General features: G+C 70.0%; 22 protein-coding genes, 1 tRNA gene and 1 riboswitch. Of the genes, 10 read left to right on the top strand and 13 right to left on the bottom strand.

All coding sequences use genetic code 11. From position 1 onward, the window contains the following. Positions 1-250 precede the first annotated feature (250 nt). The gene (locus tag NLX83_RS17915; RefSeq protein WP_254235982.1) at positions 251-1,297 is read right to left on the bottom strand and encodes a saccharopine dehydrogenase family protein; all 1,047 of its coding nucleotides are present in this window, start codon (positions 1,295-1,297) and stop codon (positions 251-253) included. Positions 1,298-1,419: 122 nt separating this feature from the next. Further along, positions 1,420-1,887: a GNAT family N-acetyltransferase gene (locus NLX83_RS17910; protein WP_254235981.1), complete on the bottom strand. Its 468-nt coding sequence runs from the start codon at positions 1,885-1,887 to the stop codon at positions 1,420-1,422. A gap of 265 nt (positions 1,888-2,152) precedes the next feature. Between NLX83_RS17910 and NLX83_RS17905 the strand changes: the two genes are divergently transcribed. The 3 genes from NLX83_RS17905 to NLX83_RS17895 are packed head-to-tail and all read left to right on the top strand — an operon-like array spanning position 2,153 to position 3,891. Continuing rightward, positions 2,153-2,584 carry a hypothetical protein gene (locus NLX83_RS17905; RefSeq protein WP_254235980.1) on the top strand — a complete coding sequence of 144 codons (432 nt, stop codon included), beginning with the start codon at positions 2,153-2,155 and terminating at the stop codon, positions 2,582-2,584. A gap of 49 nt (positions 2,585-2,633) precedes the next feature. Next, complete coding sequence (locus tag NLX83_RS17900) at positions 2,634-2,993, top strand: VOC family protein (RefSeq protein ID WP_254235979.1); 360 nt, start codon at positions 2,634-2,636, stop codon at positions 2,991-2,993. A 46-nt stretch (positions 2,994-3,039) separates the two neighbouring features. Further along, positions 3,040-3,891 (top strand): SAM-dependent methyltransferase, encoded by an 852-nt coding sequence (locus NLX83_RS17895; RefSeq protein WP_254235978.1) that lies wholly within the window; start codon positions 3,040-3,042, stop codon positions 3,889-3,891. A gap of 11 nt (positions 3,892-3,902) precedes the next feature. On the opposite strand, the gene NLX83_RS17890 is transcribed toward NLX83_RS17895, so the two are convergent. From NLX83_RS17890 to NLX83_RS17880, 3 genes are all read right to left on the bottom strand, one after another. Next, a tRNA-Val gene (locus NLX83_RS17890) sits at positions 3,903-3,974 on the bottom strand. A 40-nt stretch (positions 3,975-4,014) separates the two neighbouring features. After that, complete coding sequence (locus NLX83_RS17885) at positions 4,015-4,482, bottom strand: peroxiredoxin (protein WP_254235977.1); 468 nt, start codon at positions 4,480-4,482, stop codon at positions 4,015-4,017. Positions 4,483-4,555: 73 nt separating this feature from the next. Further along, on the bottom strand, positions 4,556-4,987 hold the full coding sequence (locus NLX83_RS17880; protein WP_254235976.1) for a DUF3052 domain-containing protein: 432 nt from the start codon (positions 4,985-4,987) through the stop codon (positions 4,556-4,558). Positions 4,988-5,271: 284 nt separating this feature from the next. Here NLX83_RS17880 and aceE point away from each other — a divergent pair, with 284 nt between their 5' ends. Continuing rightward, complete coding sequence (gene aceE / locus NLX83_RS17875; RefSeq protein WP_254235975.1) at positions 5,272-8,043, top strand: pyruvate dehydrogenase (acetyl-transferring), homodimeric type; 2,772 nt, start codon at positions 5,272-5,274, stop codon at positions 8,041-8,043. Positions 8,044-8,167: 124 nt separating this feature from the next. On the opposite strand, the gene aceB is transcribed toward aceE, so the two are convergent. From aceB to NLX83_RS17855, 4 genes are all read right to left on the bottom strand, one after another. After that, positions 8,168-9,763, bottom strand: coding sequence for a malate synthase A (gene aceB / locus NLX83_RS17870; RefSeq protein WP_254235974.1), 1,596 nt, complete (start codon positions 9,761-9,763; stop codon positions 8,168-8,170). A gap of 67 nt (positions 9,764-9,830) precedes the next feature. After that, a complete protein-coding gene (locus NLX83_RS17865) occupies positions 9,831-11,129 on the bottom strand; it encodes a M14 family metallopeptidase (protein ID WP_254235973.1) in 1,299 nt (432 codons plus the stop codon). Between the two features lie 32 nt (positions 11,130-11,161). After that, positions 11,162-11,797, bottom strand: a complete 636-nt coding sequence (gene pnuC, locus NLX83_RS17860) for a nicotinamide riboside transporter PnuC (RefSeq protein WP_254235972.1) — start codon at positions 11,795-11,797, stop codon at positions 11,162-11,164. Positions 11,798-11,878: 81 nt separating this feature from the next. Then, positions 11,879-12,020: riboswitch (FMN riboswitch) on the bottom strand. Between the two features lie 69 nt (positions 12,021-12,089). Continuing rightward, the gene (locus NLX83_RS17855; protein WP_254235971.1) at positions 12,090-12,896 is read right to left on the bottom strand and encodes a mechanosensitive ion channel family protein; all 807 of its coding nucleotides are present in this window, start codon (positions 12,894-12,896) and stop codon (positions 12,090-12,092) included. A 246-nt stretch (positions 12,897-13,142) separates the two neighbouring features. Here NLX83_RS17855 and NLX83_RS17850 point away from each other — a divergent pair, with 246 nt between their 5' ends. The 5 genes from NLX83_RS17850 (at position 13,143) to NLX83_RS17830 (ending at position 18,002) form a co-directional block, all read left to right on the top strand. After that, positions 13,143-14,348, top strand: a complete 1,206-nt coding sequence (locus NLX83_RS17850) for a PucR family transcriptional regulator (protein ID WP_254235970.1) — start codon at positions 13,143-13,145, stop codon at positions 14,346-14,348. A 198-nt stretch (positions 14,349-14,546) separates the two neighbouring features. After that, a complete protein-coding gene (locus NLX83_RS17845; protein WP_308209317.1) occupies positions 14,547-15,482 on the top strand; it encodes an ACP S-malonyltransferase in 936 nt (311 codons plus the stop codon). Beyond that, the gene (locus NLX83_RS17840) at positions 15,479-16,465 is read left to right on the top strand and encodes a beta-ketoacyl-ACP synthase III (RefSeq protein WP_254235969.1); all 987 of its coding nucleotides are present in this window, start codon (positions 15,479-15,481) and stop codon (positions 16,463-16,465) included. The genes NLX83_RS17845 and NLX83_RS17840 overlap by 4 nt, the downstream gene beginning before the upstream one ends. Before the next feature lie 71 nt (positions 16,466-16,536). After that, positions 16,537-16,779 carry an acyl carrier protein gene (locus tag NLX83_RS17835; protein ID WP_254235968.1) on the top strand — a complete coding sequence of 81 codons (243 nt, stop codon included), beginning with the start codon at positions 16,537-16,539 and terminating at the stop codon, positions 16,777-16,779. Beyond that, on the top strand, positions 16,776-18,002 hold the full coding sequence (locus tag NLX83_RS17830; protein ID WP_254235967.1) for a beta-ketoacyl-[acyl-carrier-protein] synthase family protein: 1,227 nt from the start codon (positions 16,776-16,778) through the stop codon (positions 18,000-18,002). Before NLX83_RS17835 ends, NLX83_RS17830 begins: the two co-directional genes overlap by 4 nt. Before the next feature lie 251 nt (positions 18,003-18,253). Here NLX83_RS17830 and NLX83_RS17825 read toward each other — a convergent pair whose 3' ends face one another. Continuing rightward, on the bottom strand, positions 18,254-18,841 hold the full coding sequence (locus NLX83_RS17825; protein ID WP_254235966.1) for a hypothetical protein: 588 nt from the start codon (positions 18,839-18,841) through the stop codon (positions 18,254-18,256). Between the two features lie 45 nt (positions 18,842-18,886). After that, the gene (locus NLX83_RS17820) at positions 18,887-19,387 is read right to left on the bottom strand and encodes a DUF3145 domain-containing protein (protein ID WP_254235965.1); all 501 of its coding nucleotides are present in this window, start codon (positions 19,385-19,387) and stop codon (positions 18,887-18,889) included. A 312-nt stretch (positions 19,388-19,699) separates the two neighbouring features. Here NLX83_RS17820 and NLX83_RS17815 point away from each other — a divergent pair, with 312 nt between their 5' ends. Next, positions 19,700-20,962 (top strand): hypothetical protein, encoded by a 1,263-nt coding sequence (locus NLX83_RS17815; protein WP_254235964.1) that lies wholly within the window; start codon positions 19,700-19,702, stop codon positions 20,960-20,962. Here NLX83_RS17815 and NLX83_RS17810 read toward each other — a convergent pair. Both NLX83_RS17810 and NLX83_RS41880 read right to left on the bottom strand, forming a co-directional pair. Beyond that, positions 20,951-21,772 (bottom strand): cytochrome c biogenesis CcdA family protein, encoded by an 822-nt coding sequence (locus NLX83_RS17810; protein ID WP_254235963.1) that lies wholly within the window; start codon positions 21,770-21,772, stop codon positions 20,951-20,953. The genes NLX83_RS17815 and NLX83_RS17810 overlap by 12 nt on opposite strands. After that, positions 21,769-22,560, bottom strand: coding sequence for a DsbA family protein (locus NLX83_RS41880; RefSeq protein ID WP_254235962.1), 792 nt, complete (start codon positions 22,558-22,560; stop codon positions 21,769-21,771). Before NLX83_RS41880 ends, NLX83_RS17810 begins: the two co-directional genes overlap by 4 nt. Between the last annotated feature and the right edge of the window lie 139 nt (positions 22,561-22,699).

The following is a 22,699-nucleotide window of genomic DNA, read 5'->3' as shown; positions in this document are numbered from 1 at the left end:
CGCCCCCCAACGACCGTCCGCCCACCCCTTCGTCCCCTCCCCCACAACATCACCAGCGCAGCCCAAACTCCCGTTTCGTACTCTTGTCGGGTTTTTGGAGCGCTCTTTTTCCCGTTATGAGTACGAAACGGGGTTCTCTAGACGGCGCCCGCGGGGGATGGGGTGGACGGGCGCGTGTGGGGCATGGGACAGAGTTTACTTGGTGTGCGGAGTGCGGGGGCTTGCAGGCGCCAGGGCTCGCTTTTCCCCGTTACAGGAAGCTGGGTGCGATGTTCACCTGGACGCCGTCGAGTTCCCGGATGAAGTCGGCGCCGAACGCGGACGACGGTGTGTGCGCCCCGGGTCGCACGATCCCGGACTCCAGCCGGTGCACCGCGCGCACGACCGCGTCGGCCGTCATCGGGTAGGGGCCAGGCCCGGTCAAGGTGGCCGAGATCGTCTCGCCGTCGACACCGGTGATCCGGCCCCACAGCTCGGAACGACTGCGCTGCAACGTCTTCTCCGAAGGCCCCGGCACGAACCGCTCCACTAGCACCGTCGCGATCTGTTGCGCCGCAGGGAGTTTCAAGAGCGCAGTGCCCAGATCCTGTGCCAGCGAAGGCATCCTGGGCACGCGCAGGTACGTCCCGATCTCCTCGATCCCGGTGGAGCGGTGCGCGGTCACCAGGTCGCCCCACGGGATCGGCATCGCCGACGCGGTCCCGGACGGGAACGGCACCTCGACGTGGTGCCCCGACCGGATCCGCCGCAGCCCCTCGGTGGTGCGCACGAACGTGCCCCGCCCGGCGGAGGCGATCACCGACTTGAGCGTGCCGGGACTGGCCCCGCCGGTGATCGACAGCGCCAGTTCCAACCGCCGCGCTCCGGGGAGCTCCGCGGCCAGCAACGCCGCGAGGCAGTCGGTCGGCACGACGTCGAAGCCGCTGCCCGGCAACAGCACGATCCCCGCCTCGACCGCGTCCTCGTGGTAGGCGAAGACGTCCTCGAAGACCGCGATCTCGCCCGTGACGTCGAGGTAGTTCGTACGCGCGTCCACGCATGCCTCCACCATCGGCACGGCGGTTGCGGAGAACGGGCCCGCGCAGTGCGCCACGGTGTCCACCTGGCTCAACGCGGCGCGCGTCGCTTCTCCGTCGGCGAGGTCGAAGATCCGGTACGGCAGGTCCAGCTCCGCGGCCAACGGCGCGACGCGCTCCCGCGAACGACCCGCCAGCGTCGGTTGTTCACCGCGCTCCACGGCCAGCTTCGCAACGAGACGACCCGTGTAACCGTTGGCGCCGTACAGCATCCACGTCATGACCCCAGAATGCCGCCCGGCCCCGCCAATCGCCAAGAATCCCGATCACGCTCCCGAAGTACGACGGTCTTCAAGTCCCCCCAACCCCTCTCCAGAACGTCGCAAACCGCCCCCAACCCGAGCTACGAGTCCGATCGCGTAGCGCGTCGCAACCGAGCCTTCGCCGGATCGCTGGGCTGCTTCGCCGAGCGGTGCGCCTTGCCCGGCAACACCCCCGCGGGCTCCGCGTGCCGGACGAACAGCGTCACCGTCACCCGATCGCTGAAACCGTTGCGCTGCATGAGGGTCGCCGACGCGACGTTGCTCGCCTCCACGTCCGTGACGATGCGCGTCGCCCCCTCCGCGAACAACGCGCCGCAGCACGCGTCGAGCAACTTCCCCGCCAGGCCCCGCCCCTGGTGCGCCGGGTCGACGGCGATCCACTCCAGGTAGCCCCAGTCCTCGCGCTCGTCGTAGGAAGGACATCGAACCGAGCACGAACCCGACCACCTCGCCGTCGCTCTCCGCGACCCAGCAGGCCGACGGCTGCGCGTCGAGGTGAACGGCCACGCTCGACAGCGACCACGAGGTGTACGGCATCGCCGTGACATCGAAAGCCCGATTGCCCAGGGCCAGGACTCCGGCCAGGTGGTCAAGGCGCATCAGCTCCAGGCCGACCACGTTCTCACTTCCCCTGCCTCAGGTGACACCGGAAAACCTACCCGGCGGCCCTAGACGGCGCAGGTCGCAATTCGACCAACAAAGCATCTCGACATCGCTCCGTCCACCGAAAAGGTGGTCACGGCGAAAACCGGAAACACACGTGGACGCTCCGACGAAGAGGTCAGTAATTCAACGATTCTCCAAGGGGTCACAATGAACAGGTCACCCAAAATCGGCGGAGGCGTGCTCGCCGGACTGCTGCTGATCGGCATGGGATCGGCCATCGGCAAACAGGACCAGGAGCCGGTCGCGGCACCGGTCACCTCGGTCACGACCTACACGCAGACGCAGACCCAGTACGTCACCGTCACCCCGACGACCACGCAGACCCCGGCGCCCGCAACGGAAGAACCGGCACCGCAGAAGACATGGAGTCCGGGCACCTACAAGGTCGGCGAGGACATCGACCCCGGCACCTACGTCTCCGACGGCGGAAGCACGATGTGCTATTGGGCACGGATGCGCAACGATTCCGAAGAACTCGGCTCGATCATCGCGAACGACATCAGCCAGGGGAAATCCCGTTTCACCACCAAAAAGGGCGAGTACGTGAAGATCTCCGGCTGCACGTTCGCCAAACAGTGACCCACCCGGAAAGCGGGCGATGTCAGACCCCTCGGGCACACTGCGGCGCATGCACCAGCACCATGCGATCGACTACATCGAGTTCACCGTCACCGACCTCGCCGAAGCAAAAAGGTTCTACGGCGAGGCCTTCGACTGGCAGTTCACCGACTACGGGCCGGGGTACGCCGGTATCCGGAGCTCACGCGCCGGGTCGCCGCCCGAGGTGGGCGGACTCCGGCAGGACGAACGGGTGCGGGCGGGCGGGCCGCTGGTCCTGCTCTTCTCCGCCGACCTGGAGCGATCGGTGGAGGCCGTGACCAAGGCGGGCGGCACCGTGACCGCGGGCCCGTACGACTTCCCGGGCGGGCGCCGGTTCCACTTCACCGACCCGAGCGGCAACGAGCTGGGAGTCTGGGCCGAGGCCTAGCCGCCGCTGAGACGATCTTCATGTCCAGTACGCTCCGGCATCCGACATGAAGATCATCTCAGCGCCGGGACGGTCCGCCATCACCGAGACAAGAGATCCCAACTGGGTTCCCGACGAAGTCGACATCAACAAGCCGAGCGTGGCCCGGATCTACGACTACTTCCTCGGCGGAGGCCACAGCTTCGCGGTGGACCGGGAGTTCGCCGAGAAGGCCCTCCTGGTGCACCCCCACGCGCCGGAGATGGCGCGGTTGAACCGGGCGTTCCTGCGCCGCGCCGTGGTGTTCATGGTCCACCGCGGAATCCGGCAGTTCCTCGACCTCGGCTCGGGCATCCCCACCGTGGGCAACGTGCACGAGATCGCGCAGAGCAGGGCGCGAGCCAGCCGCGTGGTCTACGTCGACAAGGAGGACGTCGCCGTCGCCCACACGCGGCTCATGCTGGAACACAACTGGCGGGCGACCATGGTCCACTCGGACGCGACGCGGGTCGACGACGTCCTCAACGCTCCGGAGACCAGGCAACTGCTGGACTTCGACCGGCCGATCGGCCTGCTCGCGCTGACCCTGTTCCACTACGTGCCGGACGACCCGTTCGCCGTGGCGGAGCGCTACCGCGACGCTCTCGCCCCGGGCAGCTGCCTGGCGATCAGCCACCTGTGCAGCGACCTCATGAGTGATGCCGAGAACGATCGTCTCGTCGGGTTGGTCGGCAAGACCCGGGACTCCCTCTACCCCCGTGGCAGCGCCGACGTGGCGCGACTGTTCGGCGACTTCGACCTGGTCGCGCCGGGCCTGGTCACCGCGTCGCGGTGGCGGCCCGATCCGGGGTCCGGCCACAGCGAGGTGCTGGAAGGGGATCGGCTGCTCGTCGGGGTCGCCCGCAAACCCGTTGACTAGGGCGGAATCGGTGGGCGCAGTAGGTTTCGAACCTACGACCACTCGCGTGTAAGGCGAGTGCTCTACCACTGAGCTATGCGCCCCGACTCGCGGTGACCGGACCGGCCACCGCGAGCGAGAGTACTAGGCGGTGACAACCGCCTTGACGGCCTGCTTCCAGCCGGACTGGTCGCGCGCCTCGCCGGGCGCGTTGACCTCGGCGAAGCGGACGACGCCCTGCTTGTCGACGAGGAACGTGCCGCGCAGAGCGAACCCGGCGCCGTCGTTGAACACGCCGTAGGCCTTGGCGACCTCACCGTGCGGCCAGAAGTCCGACAGCAGCGGGAAGGCGTAGCCCTCCTGCGCCGCCCAGGCCTTCAGCGAGAACGGGGTGTCCACGGACACGCCGATGACCTGCACGTCGTCGTTCTGGTAGTCCGCGAGCTCGTCGCGCACCTGGCACAGCTCGCCGGTGCAGATCCCGCTGAACGCGAACGGGTAGAAGACGAGCAGGACGTTCTTCTCACCGCGGAACGAGGACAGGGTGACCTGCTCCTTGTTCACGTCGGGGAGCGTGAAGTCCGGGGCCTCGTTACCGACCTCAAGCGACATCTCGGGCACTCTCCTGGGTCTAGGCTGCGCGCTCTCGTGCTGCGTGCAGCCTAGCCCGTCGGGAGATCGGGTCTCAGCGCTTGGACTTGGCCGAGCGCGAGGTGACCAGGCGGGTGCCCAGCCAGTCCTCGGCCGCGCTGATGTTCGAGGTCTGGGAGAGCCCCGCCGTCTGCGCCGCCTCCGCGATGTCGGCCGGCTCCACGTGCCCGCTCCGGCCCTGCTTCGGTGTGAGCAGCCAGATCACACCCTCGTCGGCCAGCGGGGTCATCGCGTCGACCAGATCGTCGGTGAGATCGCCGTCGTCCTCTCGCCACCACATCAGCACGACGTCGACCACCTCCTGCGCGTCCTCGTCGAGCAGCTCGCTCCCGCAACGCTCCTCGACCTCGGCACGGAGGTCGTCGTCGACGTCCTCGTCCCAGCCGAGTTCCTGGACGACAGTGCTCGGTTCGATCCCGAGCTTCTCGGCGACGCCGACCTTGCCGGCGTCTTCCGCGGCGACCACGGCTTCTCACTCCTCCAACTACGCTGAGGCGGCGACCCCTGGTGGACCGCCGCTCCTCGATGTGAATTCAATCGCGGTTAGCGAACACCGGACATGCCCGGTTCCGCAACCGCCCACACCGGGACACGCCGTAACGGTTCCGTTCAGGCATGCCTCGATCGGTTGATTGACAGTTACCGGCGAGTAGCACTCCCACGCGTGCGCGCACACGCGAGCGTGGGGGAGGATAGACGGGTAACCACCAGGATCGAGTGAACACCACGAGCAGCAGGCGAGGAGAACCCTTGGCCCCGCACAACACCGGCTCTTCCGGCGTGGGCGCCCCCGAGCGGGTGCGCGTCATCCGCGACGGACTGGCCGCGCACCTCCCGGACATCGACCCGGAGGAGACCGCCGAATGGCTTGAGTCCTTCGACTCAGTCCTCGAAGGCGCTGGTCAGCAGCGTGCGCGGTACCTGATGCTGCGTCTGCTGGAGCGGGCGCGGGAGAACCACGTCGGCATCCCGTCGCTCACCAGCACCGACTACGTCAACACCATCCCGACCGAGCGCGAGCCGTGGTTCCCCGGCGACGAGGAGACCGAGCGCCGCTACCGGGCGTGGATCCGCTGGAACGCCGCGATCATGGTGCACCGCGCGCAGCGCCCCGGCGTCGGCGTCGGCGGGCACATCTCCACCTACGGCTCCTCGGCCGCGCTCTACGAGGTCGGCTTCAACTGGTTCTTCCGTGGCAAGGATCACCCCGGCGGCGGCGACCAGGTCTTCATCCAGGGCCACGCCTCCCCCGGCATCTACGCCAGGGCGTTCCTGGAGGGCAGGCTCTCCGCCGAGCAGCTCGACGGCTTCCGGCAGGAGTTCTCGCACGGCGGGGCGGGCCACGGGCTGCCGTCCTACCCGCACCCCCGGCTGATGCAGGACTTCTGGGAGTTCCCGACGGTGTCCATGGGCCTCGGCCCGATGAACGCCATCTACCAGGCGCGCTTCAACCGCTACCTGCACAACCGCGGTATCAAGGACACCTCGCAGCAGCGGGTGTGGGCCTTCCTCGGCGACGGCGAGATGGACGAGCCGGAGTCGCGCGGCCTGGTGCACGTGGCCGCGGCCGAGGGCCTGGACAACCTGACCTTCGTGATCAACTGCAACCTGCAGCGGCTCGACGGCCCGGTGCGCGGCAACGGCAAGATCATCCAGGAGCTGGAGTCGTTCTTCCGCGGCGCGGGCTGGAACGTCATCAAGGTGATCTGGGGCCGCGAGTGGGACTCGCTGCTGCACGCCGACAAGCAGGGCGCGCTGGTCAACCTGATGAACAGCACGCCGGACGGCGACTACCAGACGTACAAGGCCAATGACGGCGCCTACGTGCGCGAGCACTTCTTCGGCCGCGACCCGCGCACCAAGGAGCTGGTGCAGCCGCTGACCGACGAGGAGATCTGGAACCTCAAGCGCGGCGGGCACGACTACCGCAAGGTCTACGCGGCGTACAAGGCGGCCACCGAGGGCAACGGCCAGCCCACGGTGATCCTGGCGAAGACGATCAAGGGCTACGGGCTCGGCCCGCAGTTCGAGGCGCGCAACGCCACGCACCAGATGAAGAAGCTCAACGACCTCAAGCTGTTCCGCGACCTCCAGCGCATCCCGATCACCGACGAGGAGCTGGAGCGCGACCCGTACCTGCCGCCGTACTACCACCCCGGCAACGACGCGCCGGAGATCCAGTACCTGCTGGAGCGGCGCCGCCAGCTCGGCGGGTTCTCGCCGGAGCGGCGGGTCAAGGGCACGCCGCTGGTGCTGCCCGGTGACAAGGTCTACGACGTGCTCAAGCGCGGGTCGGGCAAGCAGGAGGTCGCCACCACGATGGCGTTCGTCCGGCTGCTCAAGGACCTGGCCAAGGACCCGGAGATCGGCTCGCGGCTGGTGCCGATCATCCCGGACGAGGCGCGGACCTTCGGCGTGGACTCGATGTTCCCCACGCAGAAGATCTACAACCCGAACGGCCAGCTCTACACCTCGGTCGACGCCAAGCTGATGCTGTCCTACAAGGAGAGCGAGCAGGGCCAGATCCTGCACGAGGGCATCAACGAGGCCGGTTCGGTCGCGTCGTTCACGGCGGCGGGCACCTCCTACGCCACGCACGGCGAGCCGATGATCCCGGTCTACATCTTCTACTCGATGTTCGGGTTCCAGCGGACGGGCGACGCGTTCTGGGCCGCCGCCGACCAGATGGCGCGCGGCTTCGTGCTGGGCGCCACCGCGGGTCGCACCACGCTGACCGGTGAGGGCCTGCAGCACAACGACGGCCACTCGATCCTGTTGGCGCACACCAACCCCGCGGTCATCGCCTACGACCCGGCGTGGTCGTTCGAAGTGGCGCACATCGTCAAGGACGGTCTCCGCCGGATGTACGGCGAGAACGCCGAGTCGGTCATGTACTACCTGACGATCTACAACGACCCCTACGTGCAGCCGGCCGAGCCGGAGAACCTGGACGTGGACGGCCTGCTGAAGGGCCTCTACAAGTTCCGGTCCGCTCCGGAGGGCTCCGGCCCCAAGGCGCAGGTCCTCACCTCCGGTGTGGCGATGCCGTGGGCGCTCAAGGCGCAGGAGCTGCTCGCCGAGGAGTGGGGGGTGCAGGCCGACGTCTGGTCGGCGACCTCCTGGTCGGAGCTGCGCCGCGAGGCCGTGGAGATCGACAAGCAGAACCTGCTGCAGCCCGACGTGCCGCCGCGCGTGCCGTACGTGAGCCGCGTGCTCGCGGACGCGCCCGGCCCCGTGGTGGCGGTGTCGGACTGGATGCGCGCGGTCCCGGACCTGATCCGGCCGTACGTGCCCGGCGAGATGGTCACCCTCGGCACCGACGGTTTCGGGTTCTCCGACACCCGCCCGGCGGCTCGTCGCCACTTCCTGGTGGACGCCGAGTCGATCGTGGTCGCCACGCTGGCCGCGCTGGCGAGGCGCGGAGAGGTCGAGCAGTCCAAGGTCGTCGAGGCGGCGCGCAAGTACCGCATCGACGACGTCCAGGCCGCGGGCCCGCAGACCTCGGACTCCGGCGTCGCCTAGCTCTCCGCCCTACTCGAAGGCGCCCCACCAACCGGTGGGGCGCCTTCGTGCGCTTGCGTACCCAATGTGGCATTTGTTTCGTCAGACGTAACCAATGCCACATTGGGTACGCAACCGGGCTGGGTCAGGGGATGAGGGACTGGGCCGGGATGGTGAGGAAGTCGGCGAAGTCGGAGTCGAGGACCAGGCGGGCGAAGAGTTCTTCGGCCTCGGCGTAGCGCTGCGAGACATATGCCTGGTCGCCCAGTTCGGCGCGCAGGGACGCCCGCTGCTCCGACAGGAACGAGTGGATCAGCTCGGGTGTCACGTGGCGGCCGTCGGTGAGGCGCACGGAGTAGCGCAACCACTGCCACAGCTGCGATCGGGAGATCTCCGCCGTCGCCGCGTCCTCCATCAGGTTGTCGATCGCCGCCGCACCCGTTCCGCGCAGCCAGGAAGCGACGTAGCGCACTCCGACGCTGAGGTTGGTGCGAACGCCCGCCTCGGTGATCTGACCCGGCGTCGCCGCCACGTCCAGCAGCCGCGCGGCGTCGGCGCGCAGCCGGGGGCGCTTCGCGAGCTGGTTGGGCTCCTCGTCGAGCACCGGGTCGAACACCTCGCGGCACACGGGCACGAGGTCGGGGTGCGCGACCCACGAACCGTCGTAGCCCAGGGCGGCCTCGCGCTGCTTGTCCTCGCGGACCTTGGCCAGCGCCCGCGACGTGACCTCGGAGTCCCTGCGGTTCGGGATGAACGCCGCCATGCCGCCGATCGCGTGCGCGCCCCTGCGGTGGCACGTTGCGACCAGCAGTTCGGCGTAGGCGCTCATGAACGGGGCGGTCATGCCGACCGAAGCGCGGTCGGGCAGCACGAACTCCTCCCCCGCGTCGCGGAAGTTCTTGATCACGCTGAACAGGTAGTCCCACCGGCCCGCGTTCAGCCCGGACGCGTGCTCGCGCAGCTCGTAGAGGATCTCCTCCATCTCGAACGCCGCGGTGATCGTCTCGATGAGCACGGTCGCCCGGATGGTCCCGTGCGCGATGCCGAGCGACTCCTGCGCGTGCGCGAAGACCTGGTTCCACAGCCGGGCCTCGTAGTGGTTCTCCATCTTCGGCAGGTAGAAGTACGGCCCGCTGTCCCGCCGCAGCAGCTCGTGCGCGTTGTGGAAGAAGTACAGGCCGAAGTCCACCAGCGCGCCGACCGCGGGCTGCCCGTCGACCAGGACGTGCGGCTCGTCGAGGTGCCAGCCGCGCGGGCGGACCACGATCGCGGGCAGCGGGACGCGGTCGTTGCGCAGCCGGTACTCCTTGCCGCCCGGCGCGGTGTAGCTGATCTTCCTCCGCACCGCGTCGGCCAGGTTGACCTGCCCGGAGACCACGTTCTCCCAGTGCGGGGTGTTCGCGTCCTCCAGGTCGGCCAGCCACACCCGCGCGCCGGAGTTCAGCGCGTTGATGGTCATCTTGCGCTCGGTCGGCCCGGTGATCTCGACCCGGCGGTCGACCAGGTCGGCGGGCGCGGGGGCGACCTTCCACGCCGCGGCGCGCAGGGAGGCCGTCTCGGCCGGGAAGTCGAGCCTGCCGGTCCGGCCGATCTCCGCGCGCCGCTCGGCCCTTTGGGCGAGCAGGCGGTCGCGAATCGGCCGGAACCGGCGGTTCAGGTCCGCGACGAAGGCCAGTGCCCGCGGGGTGAGGATCTCCGCCCCCCGCTCGACCGAAGCGCCTAAAACCTGAGTGTCTGCCATGTCCCCATGATGCCCGCATCCACCGCACCCAGAAACACGGTGCGATGACCGTTGCGGCACAGGAACATCAGCAAGTACCCACGCGCTCCGCGGTGGTGATCCTGTACTGGCCTTTCGCGTCAAGCAGCAAGGGAATGAGCCCGCGCGCCTGTTGCGCCAGTGGCACGAACGGCGCGTCGCCCACCGACCAGCTGTGCACGTCGTGCAGTTCCAGCGTCTGCCGCACCTGCTGGAACTGCGGCGCGGTGAGCCGGTAACCGCACGGCGGCGTGCTCAGCACCTCTTCCGGCTTCGCGGGCTGGTTGTCCGCGCCACCGAAGTAGATCGGCTTGCGCTTGAAGGGTTCCAGGTTGCGGCTGAGCGTGGTGGCCAGCTCGATCTGCGCGCGGCGCTCGCGCGCCATCTTCAGCGTGCCGTTGACGGAGACGAGGTGCGAGTGCACTCGCCGACGCGCGTTGAGCACCGGATCTGCCTTCTCTGCGTCGTTCTTGGGATCAACGGCCGATTCGAGCAGCATGCCCACCGCGTGCTTGAGCCCGGAAGTGTTGCGCAGAATGCGTTCCTGCCCGTCACCGGCGGTCTGCTTGATCGGCTCACCGGTGTTCGGGTCGGTCCAGATGCCGTAGACACCGCTCGTGTGCCCGGCGCTCTCCACCGCGACCTTGGCGTAGTCCCGCGACAGCTTCTCCGACTCGTCGTGCACGCGGTCGGCGACGTTGAGGTTGCGCGGCCACAACCACGTCACATCCTTGTTGTAGTACGGCGGAGTCGTGCCGTACTCGTGCAGATCGTGGACGACGTCGGGTTTGTAGTCCTTGAAGACCTTCGCCATCGCGCGCGCTTCCGGAGTCGCCAGGGCGATGTGGTCGCGGTTGATGTCGACACCGTCGGCGTTGCCCCTGGTGTCCGCCACGCGCCCGTCGGGATTGGCGGTCGGCAGGAAGAGCACCGTGGTACTGCGCAGCATCCGGACGATCTCCGCGTCGCGGGAGAACGCCAGGTCACGGATGCGGCTGAGGCAGCCTTCGCGCCCGGCGGGCTCGTCGCCGTGCTGCGAGCAGATGAACAGCACGACCGAACCAGCGGCAACGGCGGGCGCGGGGCGTGGCCCCGGCTCGGCGATCTGCACGAGCTGGAGCGGGCGGCCCTGCACGGTCGAGCCGATCTGGTCGATCTTGACGCGACGCGAGCCCGCGGCGACCTTCCCGAGGAAGGCGGCTTCTTCGGGCAAGGTCGTCCACGCCTTGCCGTTGGACGCCTCGAACGGCGTCTTCAAGGGTGGCGCACTCGCGGCGGCGGGCACGGCTAGCGAAGCGCCCAGGCCGACGACGAGCGCGGCCAGGACGGTCATCCGGCGAGAAGTCACGAACTGGACTCTCACTCGCCGCTTAGAGCAGGTCAAGAACCGTTCAGCGCAGTGTCGTTTACTCGCTGGCGGTCAGCCGTTCGCACCCAGTCGAGCAGACCGCGCACCACCAGAACCGCGAAGACCACGTAGACCGCTGCCGAGAAGTAGAGCCCAGAAGCGATCTGCAACGGCACTCCGACTGCGTCGACGGCCAGCCACACCACCCAGAACTCCACCAGCCCCCGGCCCTGCGCGGCGAACGCGACCACCGTGCCGACGAAGATCCACGCGTCCGGCCACGGCGCCCACGACGCGTTCAACGCGTCCAGGGTGAGCGCGAACGCCACGGTGCCCAGCACCATCGCGCCGACCAGTGCCAGGCGTTCAATCCCGGTCCCCCTGCGCACCACGACCCCGAACACCGGGTCCTGCCTGCGCGTCCACGCCCACCAGCCGTAGAGCGAGATCGCGAAGATGACCACCTGGCGGGTCGCCAGGCCACCGAGGTTCGCGGAGACGTAGACGGCGTACAGCAGCACGGTCGCGCCGACCTGCACCGGCCAGGTCCAGAGCGTGCGGCGCTGGGCCAGGAAGACCACCGCGAGCGCGCACAGCTGACCAATCAGCTCGGCGTAGGAGACCTTCTGCCCGAACAACGTGAGGCTCTGTGTGACCAGCACGTCCACCGCGTTCTCCTCTCCCCTGCGTTCCCGGGGCGGCACAACGCGGCGGACGGCATGCGGGCAGCGCACACCGTCAACACGCGCGTGCGCTGCCTACCATCCGGACTTTCACCGTCGGCCCTGGACTCTCACCAGGTCAACCGCCAGCTGGCTACTGGCGGGTCGCGGGCTTCGGGGTCTCCCCCGTCACCGCCGGTTCGGACTTCCACCGACCCCGGTAGCGCACGACTTCTTCGTGACTGGTCCAACAGTCTCGCGCACCGGGGCTATTCCTCGGACGTGACTTCCGACGCCCTTATCCGTTTTTCTGCGGCGGCTGCTCGTCGCCGTACGGGGGCGGGGTACCGGGCGGCATCGTGCCACCGCCCGCCGCGCCGGGCATCGGCGTTCCCGCGGCCGGGGTGGGCATGTCCTGCACGGCCGCACTGGTCCGCGGCGTGCTCGCCTCGGTCTGGAGCCGGTCCAGCCAGCCCTCCCACCGCTGCTGCATCGGCCGGACCAGCCCGCCGCCGACGCCGACCACCAGGATTCCGCCGACGGTGGCCAGGATCGTGATCAGCACGGGCAGCGTCACCGTGGTCGCGATGCCCAGCTGGTTGAGCGCCGCGATCACGCCGAGCGCCACCACGAACACGTAGGCGAGCGTGGTCAGCGGGCGGGTGAACGGGCGCGGCCCGAGCGCGGTGGCGAGCAGGTCGCGCAGCACCCTGGCGATCGCCGCGGCCACCAGCACGAGCACGATCGCGACCACGATCCGCGGCAGGTAGGCGATCACGTCGTTGAGCAGCAGGCTCACCGAGTTGCCCGGCCCGAACGCGCCGAAAGCCAGCTGCAGCGCGATCAACAGCACGAAGTAGTAGACCAGTTTGACGATCAGGTCACCGACGTCCAGCCGCGAGCGGGCGAGCAGGTGGCCGAGCCCGGCCTTCTCCACCAGCCTGCCGAACCCGGCCCGGCCGAGCACCAGTCCGACCACTTTGGACAGTCCTTTGGCGATCAGCCAGCCGACCAGCAGCACCAGCAGGAAACCCAGCAGCTTGGGCAGGAAGGTGGCGATCATCGACCACGCGTCGGCGAGACCTTGGCGCAGTTCGGCTCCCATGGTTCCTCCAGGGATCGTTGCGGTTGTCCCCCCGTTCTGGTGGACCCGCGATCGCCCCCGGCAAACCGGCGGCGGCGACATTAGCCCGATCGGGTCAGTGCACTGGCCCCCGCGTCCCGCTCCGTCCAGAGTGGACATACCGGTGGGGACCGGGGACCCCGAGACCGCCTGGCGCACGCGCCGGGCGGTTTCGGCGTTCCCGGGCTCTGTCGGCTCTCCCGGCGACGACGTGCGATTGTGTAAGCCATGACCGCATCCGCCGAGGACGACGTGCCGCAGCACGGGATGTCCGCAGCCACTCTGCGCACCCTCGAACGCGCGTCCGGCGGACTGGCCTCCTCCAGCATCGGCGAGATGGACCAGCTGCTGCCCTGGTTCCGCAGGCTGCCGGCGGACCAGCGGGCCAGCGTGCTGCTGGTGATCCAGACCGGCGCGGCCAACTTCGTGGAGTGGCTGCGCGACCCGACGCAGGCGATCCGGCTCACCGCCGAGGCTTTCCGGGCCGCTCCCAAGGACTTCTCCCGCTGGGTGAGCCTGCGCCAGACCGTGGAACTGGTGCGGATAGCGATCAACATCCTGGAGCGGGAGCTGCCCGCGCTGGCCGCCGACGACGCGGAGCGGGCGGTGCTGACCGAGGCGGTGCTGCGCTACGGCAGGGAGATCGCCTTCGCCGCGGCCACCTCCTACGCCGCCGCGGCCGAGGCGCGGGGCGCGTGGGACGCCCGGCTGGAGGCGCTGATGGTCGACGGCATCGTCCGTGGCGACGCCGAGGAGTCGCTGCTGTCCAGGGCCGCCGCGCTGGGCTGGGACCCGGCCGCCGAGGCCACCGTGCTGGTCGGCGCCTCCCCCTCCGACGACCCGCCCGCCGTGGTCTACGAGGTGCGCAGCCGCGCGGCGCGCATAGGGCGTCCGGTGCTGTTGAGCGTGCAGGGCTCCCGCCTGGTCGTGGTGCTGGCCGGACCGGTGGACAGCCCGGCCGGGCAGGAGGTGCTGACCAGGATGGCCGACGCCTTCGACAAGGGACCGGTCGTCGCGGGCCCCACCGTGGTCGCGCTGGCCGACGCCTACCGCAGCGCCGCGGACGCGCTCTCCGGCCTGCGCGCCGTGGTGGCGTGGCCGGACGCGCCGCGCCCGGTGCGCTCCACCGACCTGCTGCCGGAGCGGGCGCTGGCCGGGGACCCCGAGGCGGAGCGGCAGATGATCGAGAAGGTGGTCCGGCCGCTGGTGGACGTCGGCGGCTCGCTGCTGGAGACGGTCGAGGCCTACCTGGAGGTCGGCGGCGTGCTGGAGAGCTGCGCGAAGCGGCTGTTCGTGCACCCCAACACCGTGCGGTACCGGCTGCGCCGGGTCACCGAGCTGACCGGCTACACCGCCTCCGACCCGCGCGACGGACTGGTGCTGAGGATGTCTCTGGCGGTCGGCAGGCTCGCGCGTGCGCGGGGTCACTGGTGAGAGCACTTTCGTGTGCATTCAACAAAGGACTGTGACGTAGCTAGCACAACCCTTAGGGGTAACCCTGAGGTGGGCACTCCCGCTTCCTGGGCCCCGTGGTGTGGGTAAACCCGGATCTCACACGGGCCTTTGTAGACACCCCACAGAATCGGCTGCGGTACTTCGTCAGCGGCGGCATCCCGGCCGGGGAGGGTGACCGTGTTCAGTGAGCACGTGATCGCGCTGCTTGCCCCAGGACAGGGTTCCCAGTCGCCCGGCATGCTCACTCCCTGGCTGGAGTTGGACGGTGCCCGGGAGCGGCTGGCGCGGTGGTCGGAGACGACCGGCCTGGACCTGCTCCGGCTGGGCACCACCGCGAGCGCGGACGAGATCAAGGACACCTCGGTGACGCAGCCCCTCGTGGTGGCGCTGTCGCTGCTGGTGTTCGAGGAGTTGGCCCGCCGGGTCGAGGTTCCCACCGACGTTCCGGTCGCGGGCCACTCGGTCGGTGAGCTCGCCGCCGCCGCGGTGAGCGGCGTGCTCACCGCCGACGAGGCCGTCGAACTGGCCGCGGTGCGCGGTGCGGAGATGGCCGCCGCCTGCGCGTTGGAGCCCACCGGCATGAGCGCGGTGCTCGGCGGGGACGAGGGCGAAGTGCTGTCGCGGCTGGCGGAGCTGGGCCTGGCCCCGGCCAACCGCAACGCCAAGGGCCAGGTCGTGGCCGCGGGGTCGGTGGCCATGCTGGAGAAGCTGACCGCCGAGCCGCCCACGGACGCCCGCGTCCGGTCACTGGCCGTCGCGGGCGCGTTCCACACCCACTTCATGGCGCCCGCCGAGGAGGCCCTCGGCAAGCGCGTCACCACGATCACCCCGGCGACGCCGGTGCGCCCGCTGCTGTCCAACGCCGAGGGCGCGGTCGTCTCCGACGGCGACGACGCCCTGCGCAGGCTGGTCGCCCAGGTGACCCTGCCGGTGCGCTGGGACTCCTGCATGGCCACCCTCGCCGACCGCGGGGTCACCGCCGTGATCGAGCTGCCCCCGGCGGGCACGCTGGTCAACCTGGTCAAGCGCGAGCTGCCGCACGTGGACCGCCTCCCCCTCAAGAGCCCCGCGGACCTGGACAAGGCCGCCGAACTGATCGTTGGTGCCGTGTGACCGAGTCCCGACCGCTGATCCAGCTGCCCGCCGGCCCCGGCGGCAGCAGGCTGCTGGGCTTCGGCTCCGCGCAGGGCGACCGCGTGGTGACCAACGACGACATGGCCAAGATCGTCGACACCTCCGACGAGTGGATCCGCTCCCGGGTCGGCATCGCCGAGCGCAGGCTGGCGACCGAGGAGCAGTCGCTGCACGTGCTGGCCACCGAGGCGGGCCGGGCGGCACTGGCCGACTCCGGCATCGCACCCTCCGATGTGGACACCGTGATCGTGGCGACCTGCACCATGTCGGTGCCGATCCCCAACGTCGCCGCCCGGGTCGCCGACGCGCTGGGCATCTCCGGCGCCGGCGCCTTCGACCTCAACGCCGCCTGCGCGGGCTTCTGCTACGCGCTGGGCAACGCCTCGGACCTGATCCGCTCCGGCACCGCGCGGTACGTGCTGGTGATCGGCGCGGAGCGGTTCTCCAACTGGGTGGACTGGCAGGACCGGTCGACCTCGATCATCTTCGCCGACGGCGCCGGTGCCGCCGTGGTCGGTCCCTCCGCCGAGCCCGCGATCGGGCCGGTGTCCTGGACCAGCCGCGGTGACCTGTCCGGCACCATCGGCGTGACCGAGCGGAACTTCCTGTTCCAGGAGGGCCAGTCGGTCTTCCGCTGGGCGACCACCGAGGTGTGGCCGACCGCGGAGCGGGCGGTGGAGCGGGCCGGGCTCAAGCTCTCCGACGTCGACGCGCTCATCCCGCACCAGGCCAACCTGCGCATCGTCGAGACGATCGCGCGCAGCCTGCGCGGGCGCGGCGCGCGCGAGGACATGGTGGTGGCGCGGGACATCGTCAACAGCGGCAACACCTCGGCCGCCTCCATCCCGATCGCCATCGACCACATGCGCAGGGCGGGGGAGCTGTCCTCCGGTGCCGTGCTGCTGCTGGTCGGCTTCGGCGCCGGGCTGGTGTCGGCGGGGCAGGTCGTGATCTGTCCCTGAGCGGGAACAAGAACTCCGGGAGCGCGGATCCGCCCTCCCGGTCGGTGGGAAGTCAAGAGAGGAACACCAACGTGGCGAGCAACGAAGAGATCCTGAAGGGCCTTGCCGAGATCGTCGAAGAGGTCGCGGGTGTCGACCAGGAAGACGTCAAGAGCGAGAAGTCCTTCGTGGACGACCTGGACATCGACTCGCTGTCCATGGTCGAGGTCGCGGTCCAGGCCGAGGACAAGTTCGGCGTGAAGATCCCGGACGACGAGCTGGTCAACCTGAAGACCGTCGGCGACGCGGTGACCTACATCGCCTCGAACGCATGAGTTCACCTGACGTGGTCGTCACCGGCATCGGGGCGACGACCCCGCTGGGCGGTGACGCGAAGTCCACATGGGACGGACTGGTCGCCGGCCGCAGCGGCGTGTCCAAGATGCAGGGCGACTGGGCCGAGCGGTTCGAGCTCGACGTGCGCATCGCCGCGCACCTCGCGGTCGAGCCGACCGAGGTCCTGCCCCGCGTCGAGGCACGGCGTCTTGACCGCTGTGAGCAGGTGGCGCTGGTCGCCGCCCGCGAGGCCTGGGCCGACGCCGGTCGTCCCGAGGTCGATCCCGAACGGCTCGCCGTCGTGGTGGGCACCGGGATCGGCGGAGCGCTGACCATCCTGCACCAGGACGACCTCCTGGAGGAGCACGGCAAGCGCAAGGTCTCACCGCTCACGGTGCCGATGCTGATGCCCAACGGCCCGGCCGCCTGGGTCGGTCTCGACCTGGGCTCCCGCGGCGGTGTGCACGCGCCGGTCTCGGCGTGCGCCTCCGGCGCGGAGGCCATGGCCTGGGCGTGGCGCATGCTGCGCTCCGGCGAGGTCGACGTGGTCGTCGCCGGTGGCGCGGAGGCGTGCATCACCAGCCTCCCGGTCGCCGGGTTCAGCCAGATGCGGGCCATGAGCACCCGCAACGACGAGCCCGAGCGCGCGTCCCGGCCCTTCGACGCGCAGCGCGACGGCTTCGTCCTCGGTGAGGGCGCCGGTCTGCTGGTGCTGGAGCGCGAGGACCACGCCAAGGCTCGCGGCGCCCGCGTCTACGCGAAGCTCGCCGGTGTCGGCACCAGTGCCGACGCGCACCACATCACCGCGCCGGACCCCGAGGGCAAGGGCGCGGCCCGGGCGATCACCAAGGCGCTGGCCACGGGTGGGCTCTCCCCCGCCGACATCGGTCACGTCAACGCGCACGCCACGTCCACCCCGGTCGGGGACGTCGCCGAGGCGATCGCCATCCAGAGCTCGGTCGGGTCGCACCCGGTCATCACCGCTCCGAAGTCCGCCCTGGGGCACCTGCTCGGCGGTTCGGGCGCGGTGGAGTCCATGTCGACCGTGCTGTCGCTCTACCACGGCGTGGTCCCGCCCACCCTGAACCTGGAGAACATCGACCCCCGCGTCCAGCTCGACGTCGTGACGGGCGAGGCCCGCGACGTCAAGCTCGAAGCCGCGGTCAACGACTCCTTCGGGTTCGGCGGGCACAACGTCGCCCTGGCGTTCACCAGGGTGTAGCACCGCAGCGCGCGGCCCGGCTGGTTCCTTCACGAACCCGCCGGGCCGTTCTGCTGCACCTCGAAGACGACGGGCAGGGGGTCCGAGGCCCGCTGGAAGATCTGGGAACCCGGGGACCGTTTCGCACTGGGTCAGGTCGATCTCGCCGCCAGGGCCTTCACCTGCGCGAGCCACATCACGCCGGGGGGTTGGGGGTGGTTTGAGACCGGTGGGGTGGGGGTCGGGGGTACTTGAAGACCGGCGAACTCCGGCTAGCAGCGGGCGGTGCGGGCGCTGTTGTAGAGGCCGTGGTTGATCTTCCAGTTGCCGTTCTCCGGCACCAGCGGGTAGACCACGCGCCAGCGGATGCAGTTCAGGCGCATCTCCGGCGGGGCCTTGCTCGGGTCCTGCACGCTCACCAGGGACAGCATCACGCGCAGCGCTCCGCCCGAGGTCGGGTCCACCCGGTGCACGTAGATGCTCCCGTCCTGTGTGGACTCGTACTCGGCCCGCCACTTCGACTGCGGCATCTCCTGCACGCGCGCCTGGACCACCGTGGTCTTCCAGACCTCGTAGTCGCCCCGGTTGATCGCGCTGAAGTGGCGTTGCAGCAGCTCGCGGATCTCCTCGGCGTGCGGGTGGCTCGCGGCGTCCTGGGTGAGCTGGACGGTGTCCGGACCTGGCTGGTTCACCGCCGGGTTGCGCGAGGTGGTCTCCGGCAGCACCACGGCGGGGACCACGGGGGGCTCCACCCGCGCGGACAGCTCACGGACTCCGAGCCCGACACCCACCGCGAACACGGCTGCCACCAACACCACCGGAAGCAACCAGCGTTGCCCGGCGCGCTTCGACGTCCTCACCGGCACCACCGCACCAGCGTGCCACAAGCGCCGGAAAAGCCTGGCTCAGCCCACCCGGTGCAGCCAGGTGACCGGAGCACCGTCGCCCGCCCTGCGGAACGGCTCCAGCGCGTCGTCCCACGCGGAGCCGACCAACTCGGAGACGCGGTGCGCGATCGCCTCCACACCGCGGTTGCCGACGAGGGAGCGCAACTGGTCCTCGTTGACCACGATGTCGCCGTTGGCGCTGGTGCGGGCCCGCCACAGGCCGAGCCCGGGTGCGAAGCAGAAGCGCTCGCCGTCCACTCCGGGACTGGGTTCCTCGGTGACCTCGAAGCGCAGCATCGGCCACGCGCGCAGCGCGGCGGAGAGTTTGCCGCCCGTGCCCGCGTCGCCCGTCCAGGCGCACTCGGCCCGGAGCTGCCCCGGCGCCGCGGGCTGTGCTGTCCATTTGAGGTCAGCGCGGACGCCCAGGGTGCCCGAAATCGCCCACTCGACGTGCGGACAGACCGCGGACGGCGAGGAGTGGACGTACACGACTCCACTGGTGATGCCCCGGTTGCTCACTGCTGACCTCCGCTGCTGACGAGGGACGTCTTCCCCTACGCCCTGTCAGTGCTCCAGCAGGTGACCGCCCGGCGATCACATGGCGTCATTTTGCCCTTAACCGCCGCTGTGCGCCATAAGAACCAATGCGGCGACATCCACCCGAGACCTTTGCTGCGGACGGACTATCGACCGAACGACACTGCGCGCGACGACCGGCCGCCCGACCGCGCACCGTGATCGGATGGCCGCGGTCACCGGTCGGGGTGACCGAGGCTACCGTGTGTGCCGCAAACAGTCTCCCCGAAGTTCGTCGTGGGTAGGAGGTGGGCCGTGCGGCTGGTTCGGCTCGGTGGTGAGCCGACCAAGGTCGGTGCCGACGTTCGCGCCGCCTTGGCCGCATGGGGTGACGGCACCTCGGTGCTCGGCGGGATCGCCCTCCTCGGCGTGACCCCTCCGGGCTGCACCCGGCCGCTGGACGCGCTGATCGTCCTCCCGCGCGTCGTGCTCGTCGTGGTCGGCGTCGACCTGCCGAGCCCGGCGCTGCGCCTGGAAGCCCCGTTGCAGGGCCAGTGGAAGGTCGACGGCTGGCCGCTGACCCGCCATGACGGCGCGAACAGCCCGGCCGAGGAAGCGCTGGCGGCGACGCGCGCGGTCACCGCGCGGCTCCAGGAAGTCCGGGCCGAGCCGCTGCCGGTGTGCACGGTGATCGCGGTGGGCCCGTACGTGGAGCGGGTCATCCAGCCCACTTCGGACATTCACCGCGGCGTGCGCGTGCTGCACCCGAAGCCCTCCTCCTTGCTCAGCGCCGTCCGCGAGCTCGCGATCAGCGACCGCCCGTGCACCGCGGAGCAGGCGTGCCGACTGCTCGCGGGGCTGCACGAAGAGGCGGGCGAACTGCACTCGGGGGAACTGATCTCCGAGGGCTTCCCGGACGCCGTCACCGCGGACCTCGCCAGCGCGCGCACCGCGTTGATCCCCCGCTACCGCGACGTGGCCGCTCCGGAACAACCCGTGCCGCCCAAGCGGAAAGGTCCGCGCTTCGTCCTCGCCGGGCTCGCGCTGCTGGCCGTGGTACTGCTGATCGTGATCGTCAGCTCCGGCGGCGGGGGCGAGCAGCCCGTCGCGCAGAACCCGGCACCGACCAGCACGCGGTCCACTGTGGATGATCTGGACTTCACGCCGAGGGGCAACGAGAAGGCGACCAACTGCGCACGCGAGTCCTACGGGGACGTCCAGACGTGGTTCGACGCGCACCCGTGCGCCGGGTTGATCCGGACCCTGTTCGAGGTCTCCGAGCCGCGCCGGGCGGCCGTCTCCATCGCGGTGGTCAGCTTCTCCGACCCGGCGGACGCGGAGGAGTTCCAGAAGCTCGCCGACACCCCGGGCACCGGAGCGGTCAGCGATCTGGTGGCTTCCGGGAAGGGCTGGACGAACGGGCCGACCTCCTTCGAGGGCGCCGCGTTCGCGTCTTCCCGCGACACCAAGCGGGTCCGCGTCGTCCAGGTCGTGTGGATCGGCGCACCGTCCACTCCGGACGATGTGTCGCTGCGCGGGATCGCGGCGCGGGCGTTGCGGTTGCCGCTACCGGGCTGACCGGCGGCGACGCACCGCGAACACCACGGCGAGGAGCACCGCGGCCGCTCCGATCACCGCGAGGTCCGGCACGGACTCGGCGAGCCCGCGGACCCACAGTTCGATCGAGAACTCCGTGTCCACGTCGATGAGCCCGCTCAGGCCCGCGGTTCCCTCGGTGAAGACGAACAGCAGGCCGATCCCGATGAAGAGCAGGCCGGAGACCAGGGTCGTGCTGTGCACTCGCAGCGGGCCGAGCGTCACCTCGCGCCCGCGCAGCCACGCGCGCTGGCCCAGTTTCAGCCGCTCCCACAGCAATGCCAGCGCGAACAGCGGCAGCACCATGCCGAGCCCGTAGACCGCGAGCAGCACTCCGCCGTACGCCGGATCACCACCCGCCGCGGCGACGGTCAGCACCGCGCCGAGGATCGGGCCGGAACAGAAACCCGCCAGGCCGTACACGGCGCCGAGCGCGAACACCGACGCCGCCGAGCCCACCGTGATGCGGGCGGCGGCTTCCTGTGCTCGCCGTGAACCGAAGCCCTTGCCCAGGATTTGAGCCACACCAAGGACGATCAGCACGATGCCGGAGATCAGCGTGACCGTGGCCCGGTGTTCGGTGAACAGCGCTCCGAGCGCCGCCGAGGCCACGCCGAGCGGGACGAGCGTGGTGATCAGTCCACAGTAGAACACCGCGGTGCGGGCCAGCAGGCGCTTCGGGTTCTCGAAGGCGTACGCGAAGAACGCGGGCAGCAGCAACGCCGAACACGGGCTCGCCAGCGCCAGGACCCCGCCGAGCAGCGCACCGAGGTAGCCGACCTCGACCGTCATCTGCCGGTGTTCTTGAGGCGCTCGATCATCGCGACGAAATCCTCCAGCGGGCGGGCGCCGACCATCGGCCGTCCATTGAGGACGAACGCGGGCGTCCCGCTCACGCCGATCCTGCGGCCGTCCATCATGTCGGCCTTGATCTCCTCGGCGAGCGCCGGATCGGCAAGGTCGGCCTCGAAGCGCTTCAGGTCGGCGACACCGACGCGCTTGGCGATCTCGACGAGGCGTTCGCGCGGGAAGGACGCCCGGCCCTTGCGCGGGGCCTCCTCGAAGGCGAGCTCGTGGTACGGCCAGAACTTGCCCTGGCGCCCGGCGGCGCGGGCGGCGAGCGCGGCGTTCTCCGACTCCTCGCCGAACATCGGGTAGTCGCGCCACTCGATGCGCAGCGTGCCGTTGTCCACGTAGCGGCGGATCAGCTCGGGCTTGGTGTCCGTGGCGAACTTCACGCAGTACGGGCAGCGGTAGTCGGCGAACTCGACGAGCACGACCGGCGCGTCGACCCGGCCCATCGCGTAGGGGTCACCCGCCTTGCGGCGCCCGACCGACTCGTCGATCCGGCCCGTCGTGCCGTCGTCGGCGGGGGTGGTCTGCTGCGCTGTCGACTGCATTGTGGACTTCGGTGCCGCGGCGGGCGTGTCCTCGTTCTCGCCACCCCGGCCGGTGGAGACGTAGACCAGCGCCACGAGCGCGACCACCACCAGTGCCGGAACCAACCAGCGGCTCACCGGAACGCGCTGGTCGGGCTTGGAAGCGGTGAAGTCCTGCTGCTCGTCGCTCTGCGTGCTCACGTGTCCTCATCCGTGCGGGGTCCGACCCGCTCACCGTACCCACGTGCCGCAGGGGGTATGGCAGGCCCCACCCCGGTCGTGGTGCTGGCCGCCGCCCAGGTCGGAGGCTCGCCAGATCTTTTTTCACCTGCCCCGTCGT

It is taken from the genome of Allokutzneria sp. A3M-2-11 16 (assembly GCF_024213555.1).
Classification (GTDB): Bacteria; Actinomycetota; Actinomycetes; order Mycobacteriales; family Pseudonocardiaceae; genus Allokutzneria.
This window is presented reverse-complemented; position numbering and strand designations above follow the sequence as displayed.

Bases quoted from the DNA above. Each gene is read 5' to 3' on its own strand.
- NLX83_RS17915 (WP_254235982.1), bottom strand. From the start codon at position 1,297: ATGACGTGGATGCTGTACGGCGCCAACGGTTACACGGGTCGTCTCGTT.
- NLX83_RS17885 (WP_254235977.1), bottom strand. From the start codon at position 4,482: ATGTCGCTTGAGGTCGGTAACGAGGCCCCGGACTTCACGCTCCCCGAC.
- NLX83_RS17895 (WP_254235978.1), top strand. From the start codon at position 3,040: ATGAAGATCATCTCAGCGCCGGGACGGTCCGCCATCACCGAGACAAGA.
- NLX83_RS17905 (WP_254235980.1), top strand. From the start codon at position 2,153: ATGAACAGGTCACCCAAAATCGGCGGAGGCGTGCTCGCCGGACTGCTG.
- NLX83_RS17810 (WP_254235963.1), bottom strand. From the start codon at position 21,772: ATGACGGTCGAGGTCGGCTACCTCGGTGCGCTGCTCGGCGGGGTCCTG.
- NLX83_RS17910 (WP_254235981.1), bottom strand. From the start codon at position 1,887: ATGTCACGGCGATGCCGTACACCTCGTGGTCGCTGTCGAGCGTGGCCG.
- NLX83_RS17850 (WP_254235970.1), top strand. From the start codon at position 13,143: ATGACCGCATCCGCCGAGGACGACGTGCCGCAGCACGGGATGTCCGCA.
- NLX83_RS17830 (WP_254235967.1), top strand. From the start codon at position 16,776: ATGAGTTCACCTGACGTGGTCGTCACCGGCATCGGGGCGACGACCCCG.
- NLX83_RS17900 (WP_254235979.1), top strand. From the start codon at position 2,634: ATGCACCAGCACCATGCGATCGACTACATCGAGTTCACCGTCACCGAC.
- NLX83_RS17855 (WP_254235971.1), bottom strand. From the start codon at position 12,896: ATGGGAGCCGAACTGCGCCAAGGTCTCGCCGACGCGTGGTCGATGATC.
- aceB (WP_254235974.1), bottom strand. From the start codon at position 9,763: ATGGCAGACACTCAGGTTTTAGGCGCTTCGGTCGAGCGGGGGGCGGAG.